The sequence below is a fragment of the Jatrophihabitans sp. GAS493 genome (assembly GCF_900230215.1).
Taxonomy (GTDB): Bacteria; Actinomycetota; Actinomycetes; order Mycobacteriales; family Jatrophihabitantaceae; genus MT45.
This window is the reverse complement of record NZ_LT907982.1, coordinates 3,154,382-3,174,108: the sequence shown is the minus strand read 5'-3', so window position 1 is coordinate 3,174,108 and position 19,727 is coordinate 3,154,382. Positions and strand designations below refer to the sequence as shown.

Sequence of the window (19,727 nt, the reverse complement as noted above, 5' to 3'; positions counted from 1 at the left end):
CTCGCGCTGACCGGTGGACGCTGGATTCACAGACAGAGTCTACGAGCGGCGGCGAAGCAACGCGCAGAACATGGCGTCCGTACCGTGTCGATGTGGCCACAACTGCACGAACGGCCCGGTTCCGAGCTGGTCAACCCCGGGAAAACTGGGGCGCGCGTCCAGCACGTCGAAGGTGCCGGGGTGCCGCTGCAGCGCCGCCTCGATGACCTGCACCGTCTCGCCGCGATGGGGCGAACAGGTCACATAGGCGACCACGCCGCCGGGGCGGACCAGGCGAAGGGCCGAGTCGAGGAGCTGACCCTGCAGCGGAGCCAGTTCGAGAATGTCGGAAGGCTCGCGGCGCCAGCGCGCCTCCGGCCGGCGGCGCAGGGCGCCCAGACCACTGCAGGGCGCGTCCAGGAGTACCCGGTCGAAGCCGGCGGCCGGGCCGTTCAGGTCAGCCGCGCCGCGGAGCTGGCGGGCGTCGCCGACCTGGATCTGCACCGGCCAGGAGATGGTCGCCTTGGCGACGAGTTCGGCCCGGTGCGGATGAAGCTCGTTCGCCGTGAGGCGTACCCCCCGCGGCGCACCGATTGCGGCCAGCAGCGCGGTCTTGCCACCCGGCCCGGAGCAGAGGTCAAGCCAGGCCACATCCGGCCCGTCCAGCGGCGCCTCGGTGAGCGCGATCGCACACAGTTGAGATCCCTCGTCCTGCACCGCGGCGTGCCGGGCCCGGATCGCGGCAACCGATGCCGGGTCGCCGCCGGACATTCGGACGGCGTACGGCGAGTACGGGCCGGGTTCGCCATCGGCCTCGGCGACGAGTTCAGCGACGCTGATCTGGCCGGGCCAGGCGACGAGATGGGTCTGCGGTCGGGCGTCATCAGCCTGCAGCGCTTCGGCCAGCTCGGTCTCGCCCAGCTCGGTTTCGGCTGCATTGCCGGCGGGTTCCTCGGCCGACCCAGCGGGATGGGCCAGTGCGTCGGCGAAGGCGTCCGCGATCCAGCGTGGGTGGGCGGTCTGCAGGGAGATTCGGTCCAGGGCGGGGAGCCCGGCGCTGAGTTGATCCACCCAGCCGTCCCAATCGTTGCGTGTCACTCGCCGAAGCACGGCGTTGACGAACCCGGAGGCCCGTCCGTTGCGGGTGGCCCGAGCCAGCTCGACAGTGGTGCCGACGGCCGCATGCGGGGGAATCCGGGTGCGCAGGACCTGGTAGGCCCCCAGCCGGAGAAGGTCGAGGACGGCCGGTTCGATGTCGCTCAGTTCCCGGTCGACGCAGGCGCTCAGGATGGCATCCAGCGTCCCCTGGGCCCGCAGCGTGCCGTAGCCCAACTCGGTGGCGAAGGCGGCGTCGCGCCCGGAGATGTGCCGCGCACTCAGCAGCCGCGGCAGGACCAGGTTGGCGTAGGCGTCCAGCTCGGCTACTTCGCGCAGCAGTTCGAAGACGACCCGCCGGGCCCGATCCGGCTCCGGATGATCAGTGCCCGGCGCGGCCCGCTGGGGGGTGAGCTGCTGGGTGTGCTGTGGGCGGCGCCGCTGACCCGACCGCCGGGGCGGCTGTTCAGCCAAGTCGCTCAGCCGCCTCGATACGAGCGCCCCGCGCCCAATCAGCCGCATTCGTCGGACGCTTCCCAGCCGGCTGGACGGTGCTGAGCGCGACGTCGGCGGTGGCCGTCCCGACGCTGACCTGCTGCTTGTCGGCCCGAATCTCACCGGGAGCCAGCGAGCGCTCGGTGAGCAGACGCACCGGGCCCAGCTTCAGACGATCCCCGCGCCAGATAGTCCACGCCCCTGGGTTGGGTGAGCAGGCACGGATCAGACGATCTACGCGCTGCGCCGGTGCTTCGAAGTCGACCTTGGCGTCGTCGACCTCGATCTTCGGGGCCAGCGAGACACCGTCGCCGGGCTGTTCCACCGGGCGCAGCGAGCCGTCAGCGATACCGTCCATCGTCGCGACCAATAGGTCAGCGCCGCTGATCGCGAGCCGGTCGAGGAGGTCCGCCGCGGTGTCGGCCGGGTCGATGGCTTCGGTCACGACGCCGAAGACCGGCCCGGTGTCCAGGCCCGCCTCGATCCGAAACGTAGAGGCGCCGGTGATCTCGTCGCCGGCCAGGATGGCGTGCTGCACGGGCGCCGCGCCCCGCCAGGCCGGTAGCAGCGAGAAGTGCAGGTTCACCCAGCCGTGTCGAGGCAGGCTCAGCGCCGGCTCGCGCAGCAGGGCACCGTAGGCGACTACCGGGCAGCAGTCGGGCTGAAGCCGGGTCAGGGCGGCGACGAACTCAGGATCGGTGGTGCGCTGCGGGCTCAGCACCGGCAGCCCGTGCTTCTCCGCCAGTGCCTGTACGGGCGAGATGCTCTCGCGACGCCCGCGGCCCGAGCGGGCGGCCGGACGGGTGAGTACGCCGACCACCTCGTGTCGAGGGGAGTCGAGCAAGGCCTGCAGGGACGCGACCGCGGGCTGTGGGGTGCCGGCGAAGAGGAGCCTCACGGTCTTCTCACCGGCAACGTCACGGCTGCTCTCACAGCGCGCGTCCGAAGGTTGGATGCGGGCTGACGCGGACCGTCGGCGCCGCGAGGCCGGACCACTCGGACTCGCGGATCGCCTTCATCGCTTCCTTGCGGGTGGCCTGATCCAGCCGGTCGACGAAGAGCACTCCGTCGAGGTGATCGGTCTCATGCTGCACGCAGCGGGCCAGCAGCTGGCTGCCTTCGACGGTGACCGGATCGCCGTACTCGTTCTGGCCATGAGCGACCACGTGCAGCTTGCGGCGGCAGTCGAAGCTCAGATCTGGGATCGAGAGGCACCCCTCCGGTCCGTCCTGCTCCTCGTCGGAGGGAAAGTGCAGCACCGGGTTGATCAGATGTCCGTGCTGGTCCTCGCCGACGTTGTAGGTGAAGACGCGCAGCCCGACGCCGATCTGCGGGGCGGCCAGGCCGGCCCCCGGCGCATCGTTCATCGTGTCGGTCAGATCAGCGACGAGACGGCGCAATTCCTTGTCGAAGTCGGTCACGGGTGCGGCTGGGGTGCGCAGCACCGGATCGCCGAAAAGTCGGATTGTCTGCACAGTCACATCGACAGTTTACGGATCCCGATGTGCTGCTCCCTCCAAAGTAGTTAGGATGACTAACGAATGAAAGGATTGACCGTGTCCCACGATCCCGAGGCGCACCAGCGTCGCACCGCGCTCGCCGTCACGACGGTGGGCATCCTGACCGCGACCCTCAACTCCTCGATCCTGCTCATCTCGCTGCCAGCCATCTTCGCCGGGCTCGGTCTCGACCCGCTGGCCCCCGAGAACATCTCCTATCTGCTCTGGATGCTGATGGGCTACCTGCTCGTCACCGCCGTGCTCGTTGTCACCTTCGGCCGGCTCGGTGACCAGTACGGGCGAGCTCGGATCTTCAACCTCGGTTTCCTCATCTTCACCCTGGCCTCGATCGCCTGCGCTCTGGTGCCGAGCAGCGGCGCTGCGGGCGCCGTCGAGCTGATCGCGCTGCGTCTGGTGCAGGGGGTCGGCGGTGCCATGCTGATGGCGAACTCGACCGCGATCATCGCCGACGCATTCCCGGCTGACCGGCGCGGCTTTGCCCTCGGCGTCAATCAGGTGGCGGCCCTGGCCGGATCGTTCCTCGGTCTGCTCATCGGTGGCCTGCTCTCGGAGTGGCATTGGCGGGCCGTCTTCTGGGTCAGCGTTCCGGTCGGCCTCTGGGGTACCTGGATGGGTTACCGGAAGCTGCACGACAAGCCGAGAGCCAGCAACACAAAGGTGCGCATCGACTGGTGGGGGAACGTCACCTTCGGGCTCGGACTCATCGCAATTCTCGGGACCATCACTTACGGCCTGCAGCCCTACGGCGGCCACACGATGGGCTGGACCAATCCCTGGATCATGGCCGCCGGCACAGCCGGCGTGCTGCTACTCGTCGCCTTCGGCGTCATCGAGACCCGGGTCGAGGAGCCGATGATCGACCTGCGTCTCTTCCGCAACCGCGCCTTCGCCGCCGGGCAGACGGTGAACCTGCTCGCGTCGATGGCCCGAGGTGGGTTGCAGTTCATCCTCATCATCTGGCTGCAGGGAATCTGGCTGCCGCTACACGGCTACGCGTTTCAGGACACGCCGCTGTGGGCCGGCATCTACATGCTGCCGCTGACCCTGGGATTCCTGATCGCCGGACCGCTCTCAGGGGCGCTGTCGGACCGCCGCGGCGCGCGCGCCTTCGCCACCGGCGGGCTACTGCTGATGGCGGCCACCTTCGTCGGGCTGATGCTGATCCCGGCCGACTTCAACTACACCGTCTTCGCCACATTGCTGGCCCTCAACGGCATCGGCAGCGGCCTGATGGCGGCCCCGAACTCGGCGGCGATCATGAACTCGGTATCGGCCGCCCAGCGCGGTGCCGCCTCCGGCGTGCGGGCAACCGGCATGAACGCCGGCATGGTGATCTCGATGGGTGGCTTCTTCTCGCTCATGGCAATCGGCCTCTCGACCCAACTGCCGTCAGCGATGTACGCCGGATTGACCTCGGCTGGAGTGAACTCCGCCTCAGCTCAGACGATCAGCCACACTCCGCCGGTCGGGACGCTCTTCGCCGCCTTCCTCGGCGACAACCCGGTGACGGCGCTGATGAAGTCCGTCGACCCGTCGCAACTGCAACCCGGCAACGGCGCCGATGTCTCCACGCTGACCGGCCACACCTTCTTCCCGTCGGTGATCGCCGATGCCTTCCATCACGGTCTGGTGGTCGCCTTCAGCGTCTCAGTGTTGATGCTGCTGGTCGCGGCCGCCGCTTCGCTGATGCGAGGCAAGCAGTACGTGTACGCCGAGGATTCCGTGCCGGCCCAGCGGCTGAGCACGTTCGAGGCGCTGGCCGAAGAGGGTGCCGCGCTGGAGAGCCCCGCCGTTGCCGGCGAAGACGTGGCCTACGAGGACGCGATCCGCGCGCATACCGGTTAACCAGTTCAGACCGTGTAGCGAAGCTGCGCCGTCTTCCCCTCGTCATAGCCCGCCCGCCCGGTGAGGGTCGATGGCACACCGACTTCCCACCAGGCACCGCTCTCGGTCCAGGCCCCGGGATCAGTCCGGCAGACGACCACCGCTGGCCGCGACTCGCTGCGCGCCAGCGTCCGGGCCCGGTCGTAGGCCTGTCGAAACTCCTCAATGCCCGCCCCGGCCGCGACATCGACGACGGCGCAGCCGAGGGCGGTCGCGTGCGCGGCGAAGTCGACCCGCACTCCCCCGGGCTTGGCCCCCGGTCCGGTCGAGTCCACGAACATGTTGTTGAAGCCCTGCGCACCCTGATTGGTCTGAAGGCGGTGAATCACGGCGTAGCCGCCGTTGTCGCAGACGACCGCGACGAACGGGTGCCCGGAGAACGCAGCGCCGAAGAGCTCTGAATTCAACATCAGATACGAGCCATCGCCGAGCAACGCGGTGACCAGTCCGTCCGGGTGCGTCACGCCCCGGGCCATCGAGGCGCCCCACGGACCGGCGATCTCGTAACCCATGCAGGAGAAGCCATACTCGAGGTCCATCGTCGGGCCGGCGCTGGCGGCGCCGGTCCGCCAACCGCCGTTCAGCTCTCCCGGGATCCCGCCGGAGGAGCCGAGCACGTAGTCGTCCGGGCCGCTCGCGTCGTTCACTGCCCCCACCACCTGCGCGTAGGTCAGCGATCCGTCCGCCGAGGCGCCGGCCCGCAGTCCGTCGATGTGGCTGTTCCAGACCGCCTTCTCCACTGCGGCCCGGGCCGTCCAGGCGGCATCCACGGACCATCCGGCCAGGGCCTCGTCCAGTTCCTCCACCGTCTCGCGGGCGTCGCCGGTGACCGCCTGGCCGCCGTGCTTCACAGCGTCGAAGCGGGCGGCGTTGATGCTGACCAGCCGGGCCGACGGCTGGAATACGCTCCACGACGATGTGGTGAAATCCTGCAGCCGCGTGCCCACCGCGAGGACTAGGTCGGCCTCACCGGCGAGAGCGTTGGCCGATGACGACCCGATGGTGCCGAGCGGTCCGGCGTTGAGTGGATGCGGATCGGGGATGAGCGTGCGACCGGCCGACGTCTCGGCGATCGGGATGCCATGCCGCTGCGCGAACTCCAGCAGAGCAGTTCCCGCCCCCGAGTAGCGCACGCCACCACCGCTGACGACGAGCGGGCGCCGGGCCGCGCGGAGCAACTGCGCCGCCTGCGCAAGTTCGGTCGAGTCGGGGCGCGCCCGCGGCACCCGGTTGAGACGGTGGGCGAAGAGGGCCACCGGAAAATCGAACTCCTCGGCTTGGACGTCCTGCGGCAGGGCGAGCACGACCGGCCCGCAGTCGGCCGGATCGGTCAGCACCCGGGCGACCTGCGGCAGCGAGGCCAGCAACTGCTCCGGGCGGGTGATCCGGTCGAAGAAGCGAGCCACCGGGCGGAAGGCGTCGTTCACGCTCAGGCTCAGATCTCCGTAGTGCTCGACCTGCTGCAGCACCGGATCGGGGGCCCGGCTGACGAAGGTGTCACCGGGAAGCAGCAGCAACGGAAGGCGATTCGCGTGGGCCAGGCCGGCCGCGGTGACCATGTTCAAGGCTCCCGGGCCGACCGAGGAGGTCGCGGCCATCACCTGACGTCGATCACTGGCCTTGCCGTAGGCGGCCGCCGCCAGCGCCATCCCCTCCTCGGACTGCCCGCGAAAGGTGGGGAGTTCGTCGCGCACCTCCGACAGCGCGGTACCCAATCCGAGCACGTTGCCGTGGCCGAAGATGGCGAAGACACCGGCGAACATCGGGATCTCCGTGCCGTCCAGACGTTCGGCCCGCTGCGCGATCATCCACCGAACAAGGGCCTGTGCGGTCGTCAGTCGAACCGTCTGCGTCATACGTCTCCTCCTACGCCCGCGATGCGCGGATCGATGGTCTGTGTGCCCCAGCTATCCCGGATCCAGGCGTGGGCGGAGTCATCGCAGAACGCCATTGACCGCTCGGCACCCGGTCCGGCCATCACGTTCAGGTAGTACATCGGGTAGCCGGGAGCCGCGATGCAGGGCCCGTGGTAGCCGTGCGGAACAAGCACGACATCGCCATCACGGACGACCAGCGTCTCGTCCAGCGACGTCAGCCCGGCCGAGGAATGCTCGTCGCCGGTGTAGGTGCGGTGAAAGCCGAAACCCTGTCTGTCGGGTGTCACCTGATCCACCCCGGCGACCCGGTAGTAGTAGATCTCCTCATTCACCACAGAGCATCCGGCCGTCGCGTCGTGCTTGTGCGGTGGATAGCTGGACCAGTTTCCGGGCGGCGTCAACAGTTCACAGCAGATCAGCTTCTCGGCATGGTCCCAGACCCCGGGGGTGCCGAAGTTGATCACCTGCCGACTCGCCGCCCCAGCGCCACGTACCTCGACCCGAACTCCGTCGGCGGGCCCGTAACGGGCCGGGCGGCGGGTGTCGCAGCGAGCCGAGGGAAGCGCCACCTCGGCACCGGTGCTGCTCAGACTCGTCATCGTCGCGCTGCTATCGCGACCCACGTAGAGGAAGTCGGTGACGGAGGTGAACACCGATGTTCGACCGGCGAGATCGAAGGTCTCGGCCGACTCGCCGTTGGGGCCGGCGACGGTGACGCGCAGCGAACCGGCCAGCGGAAGGACGAAGAACTCAGCGCCCCCGGTCTCGAGCCGGCGGGGCTGGCCGGGCAGGAGCTTCACCACATCCAGCCCGCAGTACGTCCAGCCGGCCGACTCGGCGGTCACCGGAGCGCTTCGACGCAGACTCATTGCGGCCCTTCAGTCACGGCGCGCAAAACCTTCGCCGCCGCATCGACGGTGCCGAAGACATCACCGTCGTCGGGGTAGAGCACCGTGCGCCCGATGACCAGACCGCGGACCGCCGGCTGGCGCAGCGTCCGACCCCAGGATGCGACCTGCGCGTCCAGATCCGGGCCGGGCACACCGCCGAGCACCACGCAGGGAAGGGTCGTCGAGCGGTAGACGGCCTCCGGGTCGTCACAGGCCGGAGTCTTCAGCCAGGTGTAGGCACTGGTCGTGCCCAGCGCGGATGCGATCGCGATAGCCCGCGACAGCGACTGCGCGTCCTGCTGCAGCACCAGGCTGCCGTCCGCCTGCCGCTCATAGGGCAGCGGCTCGACCATCGCTATCAGGCGACGTTCGGCCAACTCGGTGACCGCCCGGGCGCAGGCCTCGATGGTGGCGGCACAGGCCGGATCGTCGTTGTCGAGGCGGAGCAGCATCTTCCCACCTTCGAGCCGGCAGGCCTCGATGCCGGCGGCGTCATAGGCGGTGAAGCGGTCATCCATGGTCCAGCGGGCCCCGTCCAAGCCACCCCGGTTCATCGACCCGATGACCACCTTGTCATCGAGGGCACCCAACAGCAGCAGCTCCTCGACGATGTCGGGTGTGCCCAGGACTCCGGCCACGTCGGGGTGCGAAAGAGCAACCATGAGCCGCTCCAGCAGACTGCGCCGATCGGCCATCGCCATTGGGTCGCGGCCGGAGCGCAGCGCCCCCCGCGCCGGGTGGTCGGCGGCAACCAGGAACATCATTCCGTGCTCGTCGAGGAGGCTCTGCGGACGGCGCCGGGCAGCATAGGCCGTCGCCACGGCGCCGGGATCCTTCGTACGACGTTCGAGAAGCTCCAGCCATTGCGTGTCTGTGATCATCCTGCTCATCCCGCCTCCTGTGCCTTCGACACCAGGTCGTCCTGTGTTCTCGACACCATCTCGTCAAGTTCGTCCATCGTCGGCATCGCATCCGCGCAGGCCAGGCGCGCGGCCACGATGGCCCCGGCGGCGTTGGCGTAGGCGGCGATCCGCGCCGGGTCCCACCCAGCCAGCAACCCGTGGGCCAGGGCCCCGCCGAATGCGTCGCCGGCACCGAGCCCGTTCACCACCCGGACCAGATTGGGGCGCACGGTGGTCATCCCGTCCTGAGTTGCGACCAGAACCCCGTCAGCACCCTTCTTCACGAAGGCGATCTCGACACCGTGGGACAGCAGCCGGCGCGCTGCCTCCTCTGGATCGGAGGTACCAACCGCCACCTCCACCTCGGCCCGGTTGCCGACCACCACGTTCACCGAGCCCAACAACTGCTCATACTCCGCCCGGGCCTCCTGCGGCGACGGCCAGAACATGGCCCGCCAATCGAGGTCCAGCACGGTCCACCGATTCCGGCTCGAGTCCGGTCGGCCGCGCCGGCGCAGCATCTCCAGCTGCGTGCTCCGGGCGGGCTCCACGGATACCCCGGTGCCGGTGACCCAGAGCAGCGGCACGTCGCTGACCACCGACCAGGGCACGTCGTCGGGCGTGAGGGTGAGGTCGGGTGCCACCGGCAGCCGGTAGAACAGCAGCGGCGGATCCTCGGGCGGGTCCAGGGAACAGAAGACGACTGGCGTGAGCAGTTCCTCCGCCGTACCGACGAACGACGCGTCGACGCCAAAGCCGGCGAGCGCGGTGCGGACGTAGCTTCCGAAGTCATCTGGCCCGACCTTGGTCAGCACCGCACTCCGCCGCCCCAGCCGGGCGGCGGCGACAGCGACGTTGGTCGCCGTGCCACCGAGTGACTTGGCGAAGGTCTTCACCTCGGCCAGCGACACGCCCGCCTGCTCGGGGTACAAGTCGACGCCGACGCGTCCGACCGTCAGTATCTCGAGTGTTGTGTCGGTGCTCATCGGTACAACTCCGGCTTCTCGCGCAGGATGATCTGCTGGGTCTGCCCGGATTCGAGGGCACGAATCCCGGCCTCGGCCGTTGCCGTGGCGACATAACCGTCCCAGGCGGTGGCGGGGAGATATGGGCTCGGCTCCGGTGCCTTATCGCTGCCGTTGCCGTCTATCCAGCTCTGCAGTTCCCGCCGGTAGGCCTCGGCGAAGCGCGGCCGCCAATCCGGGGGCAGCGTGCGCGACGTGGCTGCGGAGAGGCGGCGTCGAGTTGCGGCCGGCGCGTCGAGCTCGACCGCACCCAGCTCACCGACGAGCTCACAGCGCACGTCGTAGCCGTACTGCGCGTTGACGAAGACGTCGATGTCGATCGCCACTCCCCCCGCGGTCAGGATGACGATGAGCAGCGGGTCCTGGGTACTGCCGGACAACGACGATGCACGGGGCCGGTGCACGGTGATCTGAGTGGGCTCGTCGTCGAGCAGCCAACGAGCGATGTCTATCTCATGAACCGCGGAACCCGAGATGAGCATCGACGAGGGCTGATTCCGCGGCGCCGAGGCGCTGCGGTGGATGCACCGCAGCAGCAGCGCCTCGCCCAGTTCCGATGCCTCCGCCTTGAGCGCCAGGTAACCGGGGTCGTAGCGGCGCATGAAGCCAACGCTGGCCAGTTGCCGTCCGAGCTCAATCTCGGTGTCGAGAATTCGCTCGCAGCCGGCCACATCCGGCGCCAGCGGCTTCTCGCAGAGCACCGGCTTTCCGACGGCCAGACAGGCCAGCACGAACTGCTCGTGGGTTGCGTCAGAAGATGCGATGAGTACCGCATCGACCGACTCATCCTTGATCAGCACCATCGGGTCGTCGAAGAGCCGGGCACCGCTTCCCCCCGCCACCTGCGATGCCCGTCCCTGGTCGACGTCGAAGACGGCCGATACCTCGCTGCCCGACACGACCTCGGTCAGCAGCCGTGCGTGCTCGGCGCCCATGATGCCGACTCCGATGACGCCAGTGCGCACTGTCATAGCCGTCCTCCTCCCGATCCTCGTCCCGACGGTGTCAACTAGCCGAACGTCTTTGATTCCTTGAGCATCTCGGACCCGATCGAGTTGGCATCGCCGTCACCCTCACGCTCGAGCTCGTGCGCCAATGCCTCCAGTTCCGCGCCGCCGGCCATCAGCCGGGTCAGCTCGCCCAGGCTGATGTCCGCCTTGGCATAGTCACCGAGGCTCTTGCCGCGCTTGAGCAGCAGGAAGCGGTCGCCGACCGGATAGGCGTGATGCGGGTTGTGGGTGATGAAGATGACGCCCAGACCCTTGTCGCGGGCCTGTGCGATGTACTTCAGCACGACACCCGATTGCTTCACCCCGAGGGCCGACGTCGGCTCGTCGAGAATCAGCAGACGCGCTCCGAAGTGCACCGCCCGGGCGATCGCGACGCACTGCCGCTCACCACCGGAGAGCGTGCCCACCGGCTGGTCGGGGTCGCGGATGTCGATACCCATATCCGACATCTCCTTGCGGGTGACCTTCTTGCACGTCTCGGCGTCGAAGCGACGGAAGATTCCCCAACCTTTCGTGGGCTCGGACCCGAGAAAGAAGTTCCGCCAGATCGCCATCAGCGGCACCATGGCCAGATCCTGATAGACCGTCGCGATGCCGGCGTCGAGCGAGTCACGGGGAGAGTTGAAGGTCACCGGCTTGCCGTCGATCAGGAACTCGCCCGAGTCGGGGCGATGCACTCCGGCGAGCGACTTGATGAACGTCGATTTGCCGGCTCCGTTGTCGCCCAGCACGCAGGTCACCTGGCCGGCCCGGACGGTCGTGGAGATGTCGCTGAGCGAGATCACACTGCCGAACATCTTGGTGATGTTGCGTATCTCCAGCATCGGTACGTCCGCGTCGCCGGGCGTAGCCGGAGGCACTTCGTGGATGTCGATTGCGGTCATTTCGCTATCTCCTACTCTGTTCGGCAAAGCGGCGGACGGCCTGGTTGGAGAGCACTGCGAGCAGCAGCATCGCCCCGACGAACAACTTGAACCAGTCCGAGTTCCAGCCGGCGTAGACGATGCCCTGCTGGGTCATTCCGAAGATGAGAGCACCGATCGAGGCACCGATCGCCGATCCGTAGCCACCGGTGAGCAGGCAGCCGCCGATCACCGCCGCGACGATGTAGATCAGCTCCTGCCCGATACCGACCTGAGCCTGGATCGTTCCGAAGCGAACGATCTGGGTGTTGCCCACAAACCACGCCGTGGCCGAGGTCATCATGAAGAGGGCAATCGTCGTCCTGCGGGTCGGGACACCGATGTTCTTGCTGGCGGTCAGCTCGCCGCCGGTGGCGAAGATCCAGTTTCCGAAGCGGGTCTTGAGCAGGATCCAGGTGCCGATCGCGGTGATGATGATCCACCACAGGATCGCGATCGGGAAGTGGTTAGTGCCGATGGTCAGCGAACTGCCCAGCAGATCTTTCAGTGCCTTGTAGCCGGGAACCAGGTCGAGGTTGCTGACCTGGACCGTGTTCGTCACCTGCTTGGTGATGCCGAGGTTCACGCCCTGCAGCCCGAGGAACATTCCGAGCGTGATGATGAAGCTGGGTAGCCCCGTCTTGGTCACGAGATAGCCGTTGATGAAGCCGATCATCAGCATCAGCAACAGCGACACGATCAATGAGGCATAGACGTTCAGGCCCCAGTAGGTGGTCATGATCCCGGTGGCCAGACCGGCCGTTCCGGTCTGCACACCGGCCGACAGGTCGAAGTGACCGCCGATCATCAACAGCGAGACCGGCACCGCCATCAACCCCACGCTGGAGGCCGCGTCCAGCCAGGTCGCCGCGCCGGCTGCGGAGCGGAAGACATCCGACTGCAGAGCGAAGAAGACGAAGACCACGATCGCCCCGACGATCGCCCCGAACTCGGGCTTGGCCAGCAGCCTCCGCATGAAGTTGATGTTCGCGACCCGCTCGTCAGCCGGCGTGGCCGTCACGGCCGTCATCGAGTGCCTCCGGCGGCAAGTTTGAGCACCGCGGCCGCGTTCGCCTTGGTGATCAGGTTCGGCCCGGTGAGCACGGGCAGGCCACCGCCGATGACGTTCAGGTTCGACTTGTAGAGCGTCAATCCGGTCACCGCCAGGTAGCCCTGCAGGTACGGCTGCTGGTCAACCGCGAAGAGGATCGTTCCGTCGTCGACCGCCTTCGCCACGTCGGCGTTCAGATCGAACGTCGCCAGTTTCGCCTTGGACCCGGCTCCCTTGATCGCGGCTTCGGCGACGGTCGCGACCTGGGCTCCCAGCGTGACCACCCCATCGATGGAGGTGTCCTGCTGCAGCTTGGCCTGGATGATCTGCTGAGCACCCGGCAGGTTGTTGTTGTCCACCTGCAGGTTGGTCACCGTGCCACCCAGCGTCGCCTTGACCCCGTCACAGCGCTGCTCAAGCCCGACGTTGCCTGCCTCCTGGATCACGCAGACCACGTTCTTCACCCCGGCGGTCTTCAGTTGCGTGCCAACCGCCTGTCCGGCCACCGTCTCATCGGAGCCGATGTGGTACAGCGCGCCGTAGGCCTTCGACTCCGCTTCACCGGAGTTGATCGTGATCACCGGGATACCGGCCGCGACCGCTCGCTGCACGGACGCCTTCAGGGCCTCCGGGTTGGCCATCGAGACGACGATGCCATCCGGCTTCTGGTTGACCGCGTTGTCGATCAACTGGGCCTGCTGGGTCGGATCGGCGTTGCTCTGATAGGTGACGCTGTCGCCCATGTCCTTGCCGGCCTGGACGGCACCGTTCTTCACGACCGACCAGAACGAGTCACCGGCCCCGCCGTGGGTGATGACGGCGATCTTGTAGCCGTAGCCGCCCTTGCCACTCCCGGCTGACGTGTGTACGCGATTGACGGCATTGGCGCTGCTGCAGGCCGAGGCCACCAGCATCGCTGTCACCGCGATGGCCGTGATGCCCAGGTATCTCCGGGCTGTCTTTCGGCGAATCATGACTTTCCCCTTTCGGGATAGGGTTAAACCTTGAGCCTCGATTGACGAAGCCTTACTTTGACGTCGGAAAGTGGTAACTCGCGTCGGCTGCGTGGTGCTCCTCCGGCCAGCGCGCGGTCACTACCTTGGCTCGGGTGTAGAACGAGACACCCTCTGGACCGTGTACGTGTTTGTCGCCGAAGAGCGAGTCCTTCCAGCCACCGAACGAGTAGTACGCCATCGGCACCGGGACAGGCACGTTGATGCCGATCATCCCGACTTTTACGCCACGTTGGAACTTGCGCGCGGCGCTGCCGCTGGAGGTGAAGATGGCCGTCCCGTTTCCGTAGGGGTTGGCGTTGATCAGCGCAATCGCCTCGTCGACGGTTTCCGCTCGGAGCACCGCGAGTACCGGGCCGAAGATCTCCTCCCGGTAGACGTCCATGTCGGTGGTCACGTTGTCCAGGACGGTCGGCCCGACGAAGTAGCCGCTCTCATAGCCGGGGATCACCACCTCACGGCCGTCGGCGGTCAGCTTGGCGCCCTGGCGTTCGCCGGTCGAGATGAGGCCGACAATGCGATCCCGAGCTGCGGCGGTGACGACCGGTCCCATCTCATTGTCGGTGTCCCGGCCCGACCCGACTTTGACATCCGCGGCCAGTGCGGTGACCGCCTCGACCACCGAATCGCCGGCGCTGCCGACCGCGACGGCGGCCGAGATCGCCATGCAGCGCTCACCGGCGGAGCCGAAGGCTGCGGCGACCAGGTGCTTGGCGGCGAAGTCGATATCGGCATCCGGGAGGACGATCGCGTGGTTCTTCGCCCCACCCAGGGCCTGGACACGCTTACCGGTGGCCGAGGCACGCTCGTGGATGTAACGGGCGATCGGCGTCGAGCCGACGAAGGAGACTGCAGCGATATCGGGCGAATCGAGGATGGCGTCGACCGCCTCCTTGTCACCGTGGACGACGTTGAAGACGCCGTCGGGCAAACCGGCCCGCTTCCAGAGCTCGGCGATCAACATCGAGGCTGAGGGGTCTCGCTCACTGGGCTTGAGAACGAAGGAATTGCCACAGGCGATGGCGACGGGATGCATCCACATCGGCACCATGACCGGAAAGTTGAAGGGGGTGATTCCGGAGACCACTCCGAGCGGCTCACGGAAGGAGTAGGTGTCGACGTTCGTCGAGACCTGGTCGCTGTAGTCGCCCTTCAGCAGCGTCGGAATTCCACAGGCGAACTCCACCACCTCCAGCCCGCGCTGGATCTCTCCGGCCGCGTCCGAGAGCACCTTGCCGTGCTCATCGGTGATCAACTCGGCCAGCTCGTCGATGTGACCGTTGACCAGCTCGCGGAAGGCAAAGAGCACCTTGGTGCGCTGACTCAGCGACGACTGCGACCACAGCTCGTAGGCGTCGCGAGATGCCGCGGCGACTGTGTCGACATCGGCCTTCGACGCCAGCAGGACCTCGGCCTGCTGGGTGCCGAGCGCGGGATTGAACACCGTGGACGTCCGCGTCGACGTTCCCTCCCAGATCTCGCCGTTGAGCCAATGCTTGATCGTCTTCACTCGATGTCTCCTTCGTCGGATGCGCTCCGACTGCTCGTCCGTCATGCGGGAATGCGCCGCGTACCCCAGCGCCAGCCACCACTCCGTCACTTACGCCGGAGGGCCTACGTGTAACACCAACGAAATAGAACCTCTCGTGGCAACCGATTGTCAAGACAAACAAACATCGACATTGTCAATAGTGATTGCCATACTTGGGCCATGCCAGCACAGTCAAACGACGCTTCAGCGGGCGTCTTCAGTCGACTCACCGTCGACCGGTCCACACCCGTTCCGCTCTATTTCCAACTCGCGCAGCAGATCGAGACCGCCATCCTGGACGGCCGCCTGACCCCCGGAATGCGGGTCGAGACTGAGCTGGATCTGGCCGAGCGATTGGGTATGTCGCGACCCACCGTGCGGCACGCGATGGAGTACCTGGTGGAGAAGGGCGTGATCGTGCGGCAGCGCGGTGCCGGCACGCGGGTCGTCTCCAATCGGATGCGGCGACCGTTGGAGTTGAGCAGCCTGTATGACGACCTGCTGCGCAGCGGCAAGACCCCGACGACACGCGTCATCTCAAACCGGACTGGACCCGCATCCCCTGATATCTCCGGGGCATTGCAGATCAGTCCGGGTGAGTCGGTCATCGAAATCGTGCGCCTGCGCGGAGCGATGGGTCAGCCGATCGCCCGCTTGACCAACTACCTTCCGCAGGCCACTGGAGCTATGAGTTCGGAGGCCCTCGAGGAGCGCGGTCTCTACGCCATAATGCGAGAACGTGGGGTCCGACTCCACTCGGCCAACCAGGCGATCGGAGCTCGCAACGCGACCGCGGCGGAGGCTCGACTGCTGGACGAGCGGCGCAACGCAGCACTGCTCACCATGCAGCGCACGACCCACGACCAGCGAGGCGCGGTGGTCGAGTACGCCACCCATATCTATGTCGCGAGTCGCTACAGTTTCGAGCTGTCACTGCTCACCGGCTGAGCGCGGCTACCCGCCAGTACGGCGACTTTTTAAGTCAGAAGAGTTCGGTCGGATCCAACTCGATCTTTACAACGTCGGCCGCTTTGCGGGCCGAACGGACGGCCGCGGCGGCCTTCAGTGCCGCCGCCAGCTCGCCGCCGGACATACGGGCCGAGCGCACCATGGCTCGCTCCACCGGCTCCACTCCCGCTCCCCCCACTCCCGCTCTCTCCGCTCCCGCACCGGCGCCCAGCGCCCGGGAGCCGGACGGCGCGGTCGGTGGCTCATCCACCGTGATGGTGCCGATCACCTCGGAGTTCACCGGCATCTGGACCTGCTGCAGCAGATCCTCGACGGCATGGGCCGGCCCGGTCAGCTTGGCCAACCGGGCATAGGGCGGAAACCGCAGCGCGTGCCGGTCAGGTAGTTCACGCTCGACAAATCCGGCCGGGTCCCAGCGGATGAGGGCCTGCACCACCGGAAGCGAGGAATCGGCGACCACGACGACCTCACCGTCGGCCCGCACCAGGGCAACGGCATTCGCCCAGCGGCGCAGTGCCTCCTCGCCGGCATTGAGTTCAGGACGGGACAGCGACGACCAGGCATCGAGTAGGAGCGCCGCACCGTAGCCCTGGGCGGCCACGGGCTCGGCCCCGGGAGTCGCGATGATGATCTCCGGCTGCGCCTGCACATCGGACAGCACCGAGTCACCTCCGGAGTGACGGATCACCGTGCCGGCGAACATCCGGCCGAACTCCTCGGCGGTGCGGGCCGACCCGGTGACGACGGCTCGAAGCCGCGTAGACCCGCAGCGCGGGCAGGCCCAGTTGGTGGCCGGACGGCCACACCAGCGACAGGCGGGCCGGCCACCGCCCGACCCCATGGCCAGCGGCCCGGCGCAGGTCATGCAGCGGGCCGGCGTCCGGTCGCGTGCGCAGGCCAGCGCCGGGACGTACCCCCGGCGAGGCACCTGCACCAACACCGGCCGTCCGGCCGTCAGTGCGGCCCGAGCGGCCCGGATCGCCAGGCTGGGCACCCGTGCCGAACTGGCGGCGGCATCCCGGGCCACCTCAAAGTCGTCGCCGGCGGCCGAGATGCGCGGTGACGAGGACCGGATGACCGAGCGATCGGCCGTAATCTCCTGACCCCATCGGCTCTGCACGAGGTAGGCCGCCTCACTCGTACGCGCGAAGCCGCCCACCAGCAGTCCCGCCTGCGACTGTCCGGAGCGCAGCACCAGGACGTCGCGCATGTGCGGGTAGGGCGCCCGTGGTTCGGAGTGCAGGTCGTCCCCGTCATCCCAGATGACGACGAGGCCGAGGTCCTGCACCGGCGCGAAGGCAGCCGACCGGGTGCCGATAACGGCGCGGACGTCGCCGCGCAGCACCGCCAGCCAGCGCCGATACCGCTGCTCAGGGCCGAGGTCGGCCGAGATGGCCACGTGGTGGCCGGGGCCGAGATGAGCGGTGAGGGCGGCGTCCAGGCGGCTCAGATCGCGGGCGTCCGGTACGACCAGCAGGACCCCGCGGCCGACGCTCAGACTCTGGTGCGCGGCTTCGGCCAGCCGCTGCGGCCACGACTCCCCCGGCAGCGCACTCCAGATCGCCCGCGGCGCGCCACCCTCGGCCAGCGACGTGAAGAACCCGGCGGCGTTGGCGTAGCGCGACCAGCCGGTCGCCACGGCCGGGATCGCCGGCAGTGGGCCCGGCGGAGTCAGCCGGGCGGCCGCCTCGGCTCTGGCGTGGCGTGGTGGCACGCCGAGGCGAACCACGTCCACGAAGTTTCCGGCCCACCGGTCGGCGACGCTGCGGAAGAGCCGACTGGTTGCCGGGGTGAGCACGGGTTGTGACCCGACCGCCCGTTCGACGAAGGCGAGTCGCCCGCCGTGATCGCTTGATTCCAGACGCTCGAGGACGTACGCGTCGACCAGACGCCCGGAGAAGCGGACTCGTACCCGGGAGCCGGCGCTGACCTGCTCGTCAAGGTCCGCTGGAACGACGTAGTCGAAGGCCCGGTCCAGATGCGGAAGCGGCACGTCCACCATCAGCCGGGCGATCGGCAACGACGGGGCCGGCACCCGACCGCTGCGGGCCGCAGGACCCCGCTGAAGCGCCTGCTTGCCCGGTGAGCCGGCGGCGGACTCGGCCGCAACGACAGAACGCACTCGACGGGGCCCGCTCGGGGCTCCGTCGAGTGCGTTTGCAGTATCTGTCACGGCTGTCGGGATCGGTACATCGTTGACCTCACGGTTGACGCGACCGGGCGAATCGGCGCACGGTCGCGCCGGACGCGAAATTAGCCGTTGGCGAGCTTCGCCAGCTGCTCCGCACGATCGGTGCGCTCCCAGGTGAACTCCGGGAGTTCGCGGCCGAAGTGACCGTAGGCTGCGGTGGCCGCATAGATCGGGCGCTTCAGGTCCAGGTCACGGATGATGGCGGCCGGGCGCAGGTCGAAGGTCTGCGAGATCGCTTCGGCGATGCGCTCGGGGTCGACCGTCTCGGTACCGAAAGTCTCGATGAAGAGGCCAACCGGCTCGGCCTTTCCGATCGCGTAGGCGACCTGCACCTCCACCTTGCTGGCCAGCTTCGCCGCGACGACGTTCTTGGCGACCCAGCGCAGCGCGTATGCCGCCGAACGGTCGACCTTCGACGGGTCCTTGCCGGAGAAGGCGCCACCACCGTGGCGGGCGTAGCCGCCGTAGGTGTCGACGATGATCTTGCGGCCGGTGAGACCGGCGTCGCCCATCGGGCCGCCGATCTCGAAGCGGCCGGTCGGGTTCACCAGCAGGCGGTACCCCTCGGTGTCGAGGCCGAGGGCCTCGAGCTCAGGCGCGACGACCAGTTCGGCGATGTCCGGCTTGAGCAGGGTCTCGAGATCGATGTCGGCCGCGTGCTGGCTGGAGACGACGACGGTGTCCAGACGGGTCGGCTTGCCGTCGATGTACTCGATGGTGACCTGGGTCTTGCCGTCCGGACGCAGGTAGGCGACCGAACCGTCCTTGCGGACGGCCGAGAGGCGCTGCGAGAGCCGGTGCGCGAGCGCGATCGGCAGTGGCATGAGCTCCGGGGTCTCGTCGCAGGCGAAGCCGAACATCAAGCCCTGGTCGCCGGCCCCCTGCTTGTCCAGCGGGTCCTCATCGCCCTCAACGCGGGCTTCGTAAGCGTCGTCGACACCCTGGGCGATGTCCGGAGACTGCGCGCCGATGGCGATGTTGACGCCACAGGAGGCACCGTCGAAGCCCTTACGCGACGAGTCGTAGCCGATCTCCAGGATGCGCTCACGGACGATCGTCGCGATGTCGACGTAGGCGTCCGTGGTCACCTCACCGGCGACGTGTACCTGGCCGGTGGTGATCAGCGTCTCTACTGCTACGCGGCTGGACGGGTCTTGCGCCAGGAGGGCGTCCAGGATGGAGTCGCTGATCTGGTCAGCGATCTTGTCCGGGTGCCCTTCGGTGACGGATTCGGACGTGAAAAGGCGGCGAGTCACAGCTTCTCCGTGTGTCAATGTCTCTTGGGACGGGTTTGGTCGATTACCTAGCCGGTTCGTACGGAACCGTCGTGCTGAAGTGCTGAGTGCGGGCCGAGCAGACGCGCTTGACCCGCGATTTCCGGTTGAACTCTATC

The 19,727-nt window shown here is 67.8% G+C and carries 16 protein-coding genes; 2 read left to right on the top strand and 14 right to left on the bottom strand.

Annotation, left to right across the window (positions count from 1 at the left end; translation table 11 throughout):
- Positions 1–39: 39 nt before the first annotated feature.
- From CPH63_RS14720 to def, 3 genes are read right to left on the bottom strand one after another with little or no spacing between them, the layout of a single operon-like run.
- A complete protein-coding gene (locus CPH63_RS14720) occupies positions 40–1,557 on the bottom strand; it encodes an RsmB/NOP family class I SAM-dependent RNA methyltransferase (RefSeq protein ID WP_371364968.1) in 1,518 nt (505 codons plus the stop codon).
- Positions 1,541–2,467 carry a methionyl-tRNA formyltransferase gene (fmt, locus tag CPH63_RS14715; protein WP_096303625.1) on the bottom strand — a complete coding sequence of 309 codons (927 nt, stop codon included), beginning with the start codon at positions 2,465–2,467 and terminating at the stop codon, positions 1,541–1,543. The genes CPH63_RS14720 and fmt overlap by 17 nt, the downstream gene beginning before the upstream one ends.
- Positions 2,468–2,498: 31 nt before the next feature.
- Complete coding sequence (gene def, locus CPH63_RS14710; protein WP_096303624.1) at positions 2,499–3,050, bottom strand: peptide deformylase; 552 nt, start codon at positions 3,048–3,050, stop codon at positions 2,499–2,501.
- A 60-nt stretch (positions 3,051–3,110) separates the two neighbouring features.
- On the opposite strand from def, the gene CPH63_RS14705 reads away from it, so the two are divergent.
- A complete protein-coding gene (locus tag CPH63_RS14705) occupies positions 3,111–4,934 on the top strand; it encodes an MFS transporter (protein ID WP_096303623.1) in 1,824 nt (607 codons plus the stop codon).
- A gap of 5 nt (positions 4,935–4,939) precedes the next feature.
- Here CPH63_RS14705 and iolD read toward each other — a convergent pair whose 3' ends face one another.
- From iolD to CPH63_RS14660, 9 genes are read right to left on the bottom strand one after another with little or no spacing between them, the layout of a single operon-like run.
- Positions 4,940–6,829 carry a 3D-(3,5/4)-trihydroxycyclohexane-1,2-dione acylhydrolase (decyclizing) gene (iolD, locus tag CPH63_RS14700; RefSeq protein WP_096303622.1) on the bottom strand — a complete coding sequence of 630 codons (1,890 nt, stop codon included), beginning with the start codon at positions 6,827–6,829 and terminating at the stop codon, positions 4,940–4,942.
- Positions 6,826–7,719: a 5-deoxy-glucuronate isomerase gene (gene iolB, locus CPH63_RS14695; RefSeq protein WP_096303621.1), complete on the bottom strand. Its 894-nt coding sequence runs from the start codon at positions 7,717–7,719 to the stop codon at positions 6,826–6,828. The genes iolD and iolB overlap by 4 nt, the downstream gene beginning before the upstream one ends.
- Positions 7,716–8,630 (bottom strand): aldolase, encoded by a 915-nt coding sequence (locus tag CPH63_RS14690; RefSeq protein ID WP_096303620.1) that lies wholly within the window; start codon positions 8,628–8,630, stop codon positions 7,716–7,718. The genes iolB and CPH63_RS14690 overlap by 4 nt, the downstream gene beginning before the upstream one ends.
- Positions 8,627–9,628, bottom strand: a complete 1,002-nt coding sequence (iolC, locus tag CPH63_RS14685) for a 5-dehydro-2-deoxygluconokinase (RefSeq protein WP_096303619.1) — start codon at positions 9,626–9,628, stop codon at positions 8,627–8,629. Before iolC ends, CPH63_RS14690 begins: the two co-directional genes overlap by 4 nt.
- Positions 9,625–10,638 (bottom strand): Gfo/Idh/MocA family protein, encoded by a 1,014-nt coding sequence (locus tag CPH63_RS14680; RefSeq protein WP_096303618.1) that lies wholly within the window; start codon positions 10,636–10,638, stop codon positions 9,625–9,627. Before CPH63_RS14680 ends, iolC begins: the two co-directional genes overlap by 4 nt.
- Before the next feature lie 38 nt (positions 10,639–10,676).
- Positions 10,677–11,561, bottom strand: a complete 885-nt coding sequence (locus tag CPH63_RS14675) for an ATP-binding cassette domain-containing protein (protein WP_096303617.1) — start codon at positions 11,559–11,561, stop codon at positions 10,677–10,679.
- A gap of 4 nt (positions 11,562–11,565) precedes the next feature.
- On the bottom strand, positions 11,566–12,609 hold the full coding sequence (locus tag CPH63_RS14670; RefSeq protein WP_096303616.1) for an ABC transporter permease: 1,044 nt from the start codon (positions 12,607–12,609) through the stop codon (positions 11,566–11,568).
- Positions 12,606–13,604: a sugar ABC transporter substrate-binding protein gene (locus CPH63_RS14665; protein ID WP_197704364.1), complete on the bottom strand. Its 999-nt coding sequence runs from the start codon at positions 13,602–13,604 to the stop codon at positions 12,606–12,608. The genes CPH63_RS14670 and CPH63_RS14665 overlap by 4 nt, the downstream gene beginning before the upstream one ends.
- Positions 13,605–13,656: 52 nt before the next feature.
- Positions 13,657–15,153, bottom strand: coding sequence for a CoA-acylating methylmalonate-semialdehyde dehydrogenase (locus CPH63_RS14660; protein ID WP_096303615.1), 1,497 nt, complete (start codon positions 15,151–15,153; stop codon positions 13,657–13,659).
- A 201-nt stretch (positions 15,154–15,354) separates the two neighbouring features.
- Between CPH63_RS14660 and CPH63_RS14655 the strand changes: the two genes are divergently transcribed.
- Positions 15,355–16,122, top strand: a complete 768-nt coding sequence (locus CPH63_RS14655) for a GntR family transcriptional regulator (protein WP_096303614.1) — start codon at positions 15,355–15,357, stop codon at positions 16,120–16,122.
- A 34-nt stretch (positions 16,123–16,156) separates the two neighbouring features.
- On the opposite strand, the gene CPH63_RS14650 is transcribed toward CPH63_RS14655, so the two are convergent.
- A complete protein-coding gene (locus CPH63_RS14650; RefSeq protein WP_172892309.1) occupies positions 16,157–18,145 on the bottom strand; it encodes a primosomal protein N' in 1,989 nt (662 codons plus the stop codon).
- Positions 18,146–18,396: 251 nt separating this feature from the next.
- Complete coding sequence (gene metK, locus CPH63_RS14645) at positions 18,397–19,590, bottom strand: methionine adenosyltransferase (protein ID WP_096303613.1); 1,194 nt, start codon at positions 19,588–19,590, stop codon at positions 18,397–18,399.
- Positions 19,591–19,727: the final 137 nt, after the last annotated feature.

What these genes read in the sequence shown, in the direction of transcription:
- iolC (WP_096303619.1), bottom strand. Translation starts at nt 9,628, where the DNA reads ATGAGCACCGACACAACACTCGAGATACTGACGGTCGGACGCGTCGGC.
- CPH63_RS14690 (WP_096303620.1), bottom strand. Translation starts at nt 8,630, where the DNA reads ATGAGCAGGATGATCACAGACACGCAATGGCTGGAGCTTCTCGAACGT.
- CPH63_RS14665 (WP_197704364.1), bottom strand. Translation starts at nt 13,604, where the DNA reads ATGATTCGCCGAAAGACAGCCCGGAGATACCTGGGCATCACGGCCATC.
- CPH63_RS14650 (WP_172892309.1), bottom strand. Translation starts at nt 18,145, where the DNA reads ATGGTGGACGTGCCGCTTCCGCATCTGGACCGGGCCTTCGACTACGTC.
- CPH63_RS14705 (WP_096303623.1), top strand. Translation starts at nt 3,111, where the DNA reads ATGAAAGGATTGACCGTGTCCCACGATCCCGAGGCGCACCAGCGTCGC.
- iolD (WP_096303622.1), bottom strand. Translation starts at nt 6,829, where the DNA reads ATGACGCAGACGGTTCGACTGACGACCGCACAGGCCCTTGTTCGGTGG.
- CPH63_RS14670 (WP_096303616.1), bottom strand. Translation starts at nt 12,609, where the DNA reads ATGACGGCCGTGACGGCCACGCCGGCTGACGAGCGGGTCGCGAACATC.
- iolB (WP_096303621.1), bottom strand. Translation starts at nt 7,719, where the DNA reads ATGAGTCTGCGTCGAAGCGCTCCGGTGACCGCCGAGTCGGCCGGCTGG.
- CPH63_RS14655 (WP_096303614.1), top strand. Translation starts at nt 15,355, where the DNA reads ATGCCAGCACAGTCAAACGACGCTTCAGCGGGCGTCTTCAGTCGACTC.
- CPH63_RS14680 (WP_096303618.1), bottom strand. Translation starts at nt 10,638, where the DNA reads ATGACAGTGCGCACTGGCGTCATCGGAGTCGGCATCATGGGCGCCGAG.
- CPH63_RS14675 (WP_096303617.1), bottom strand. Translation starts at nt 11,561, where the DNA reads ATGACCGCAATCGACATCCACGAAGTGCCTCCGGCTACGCCCGGCGAC.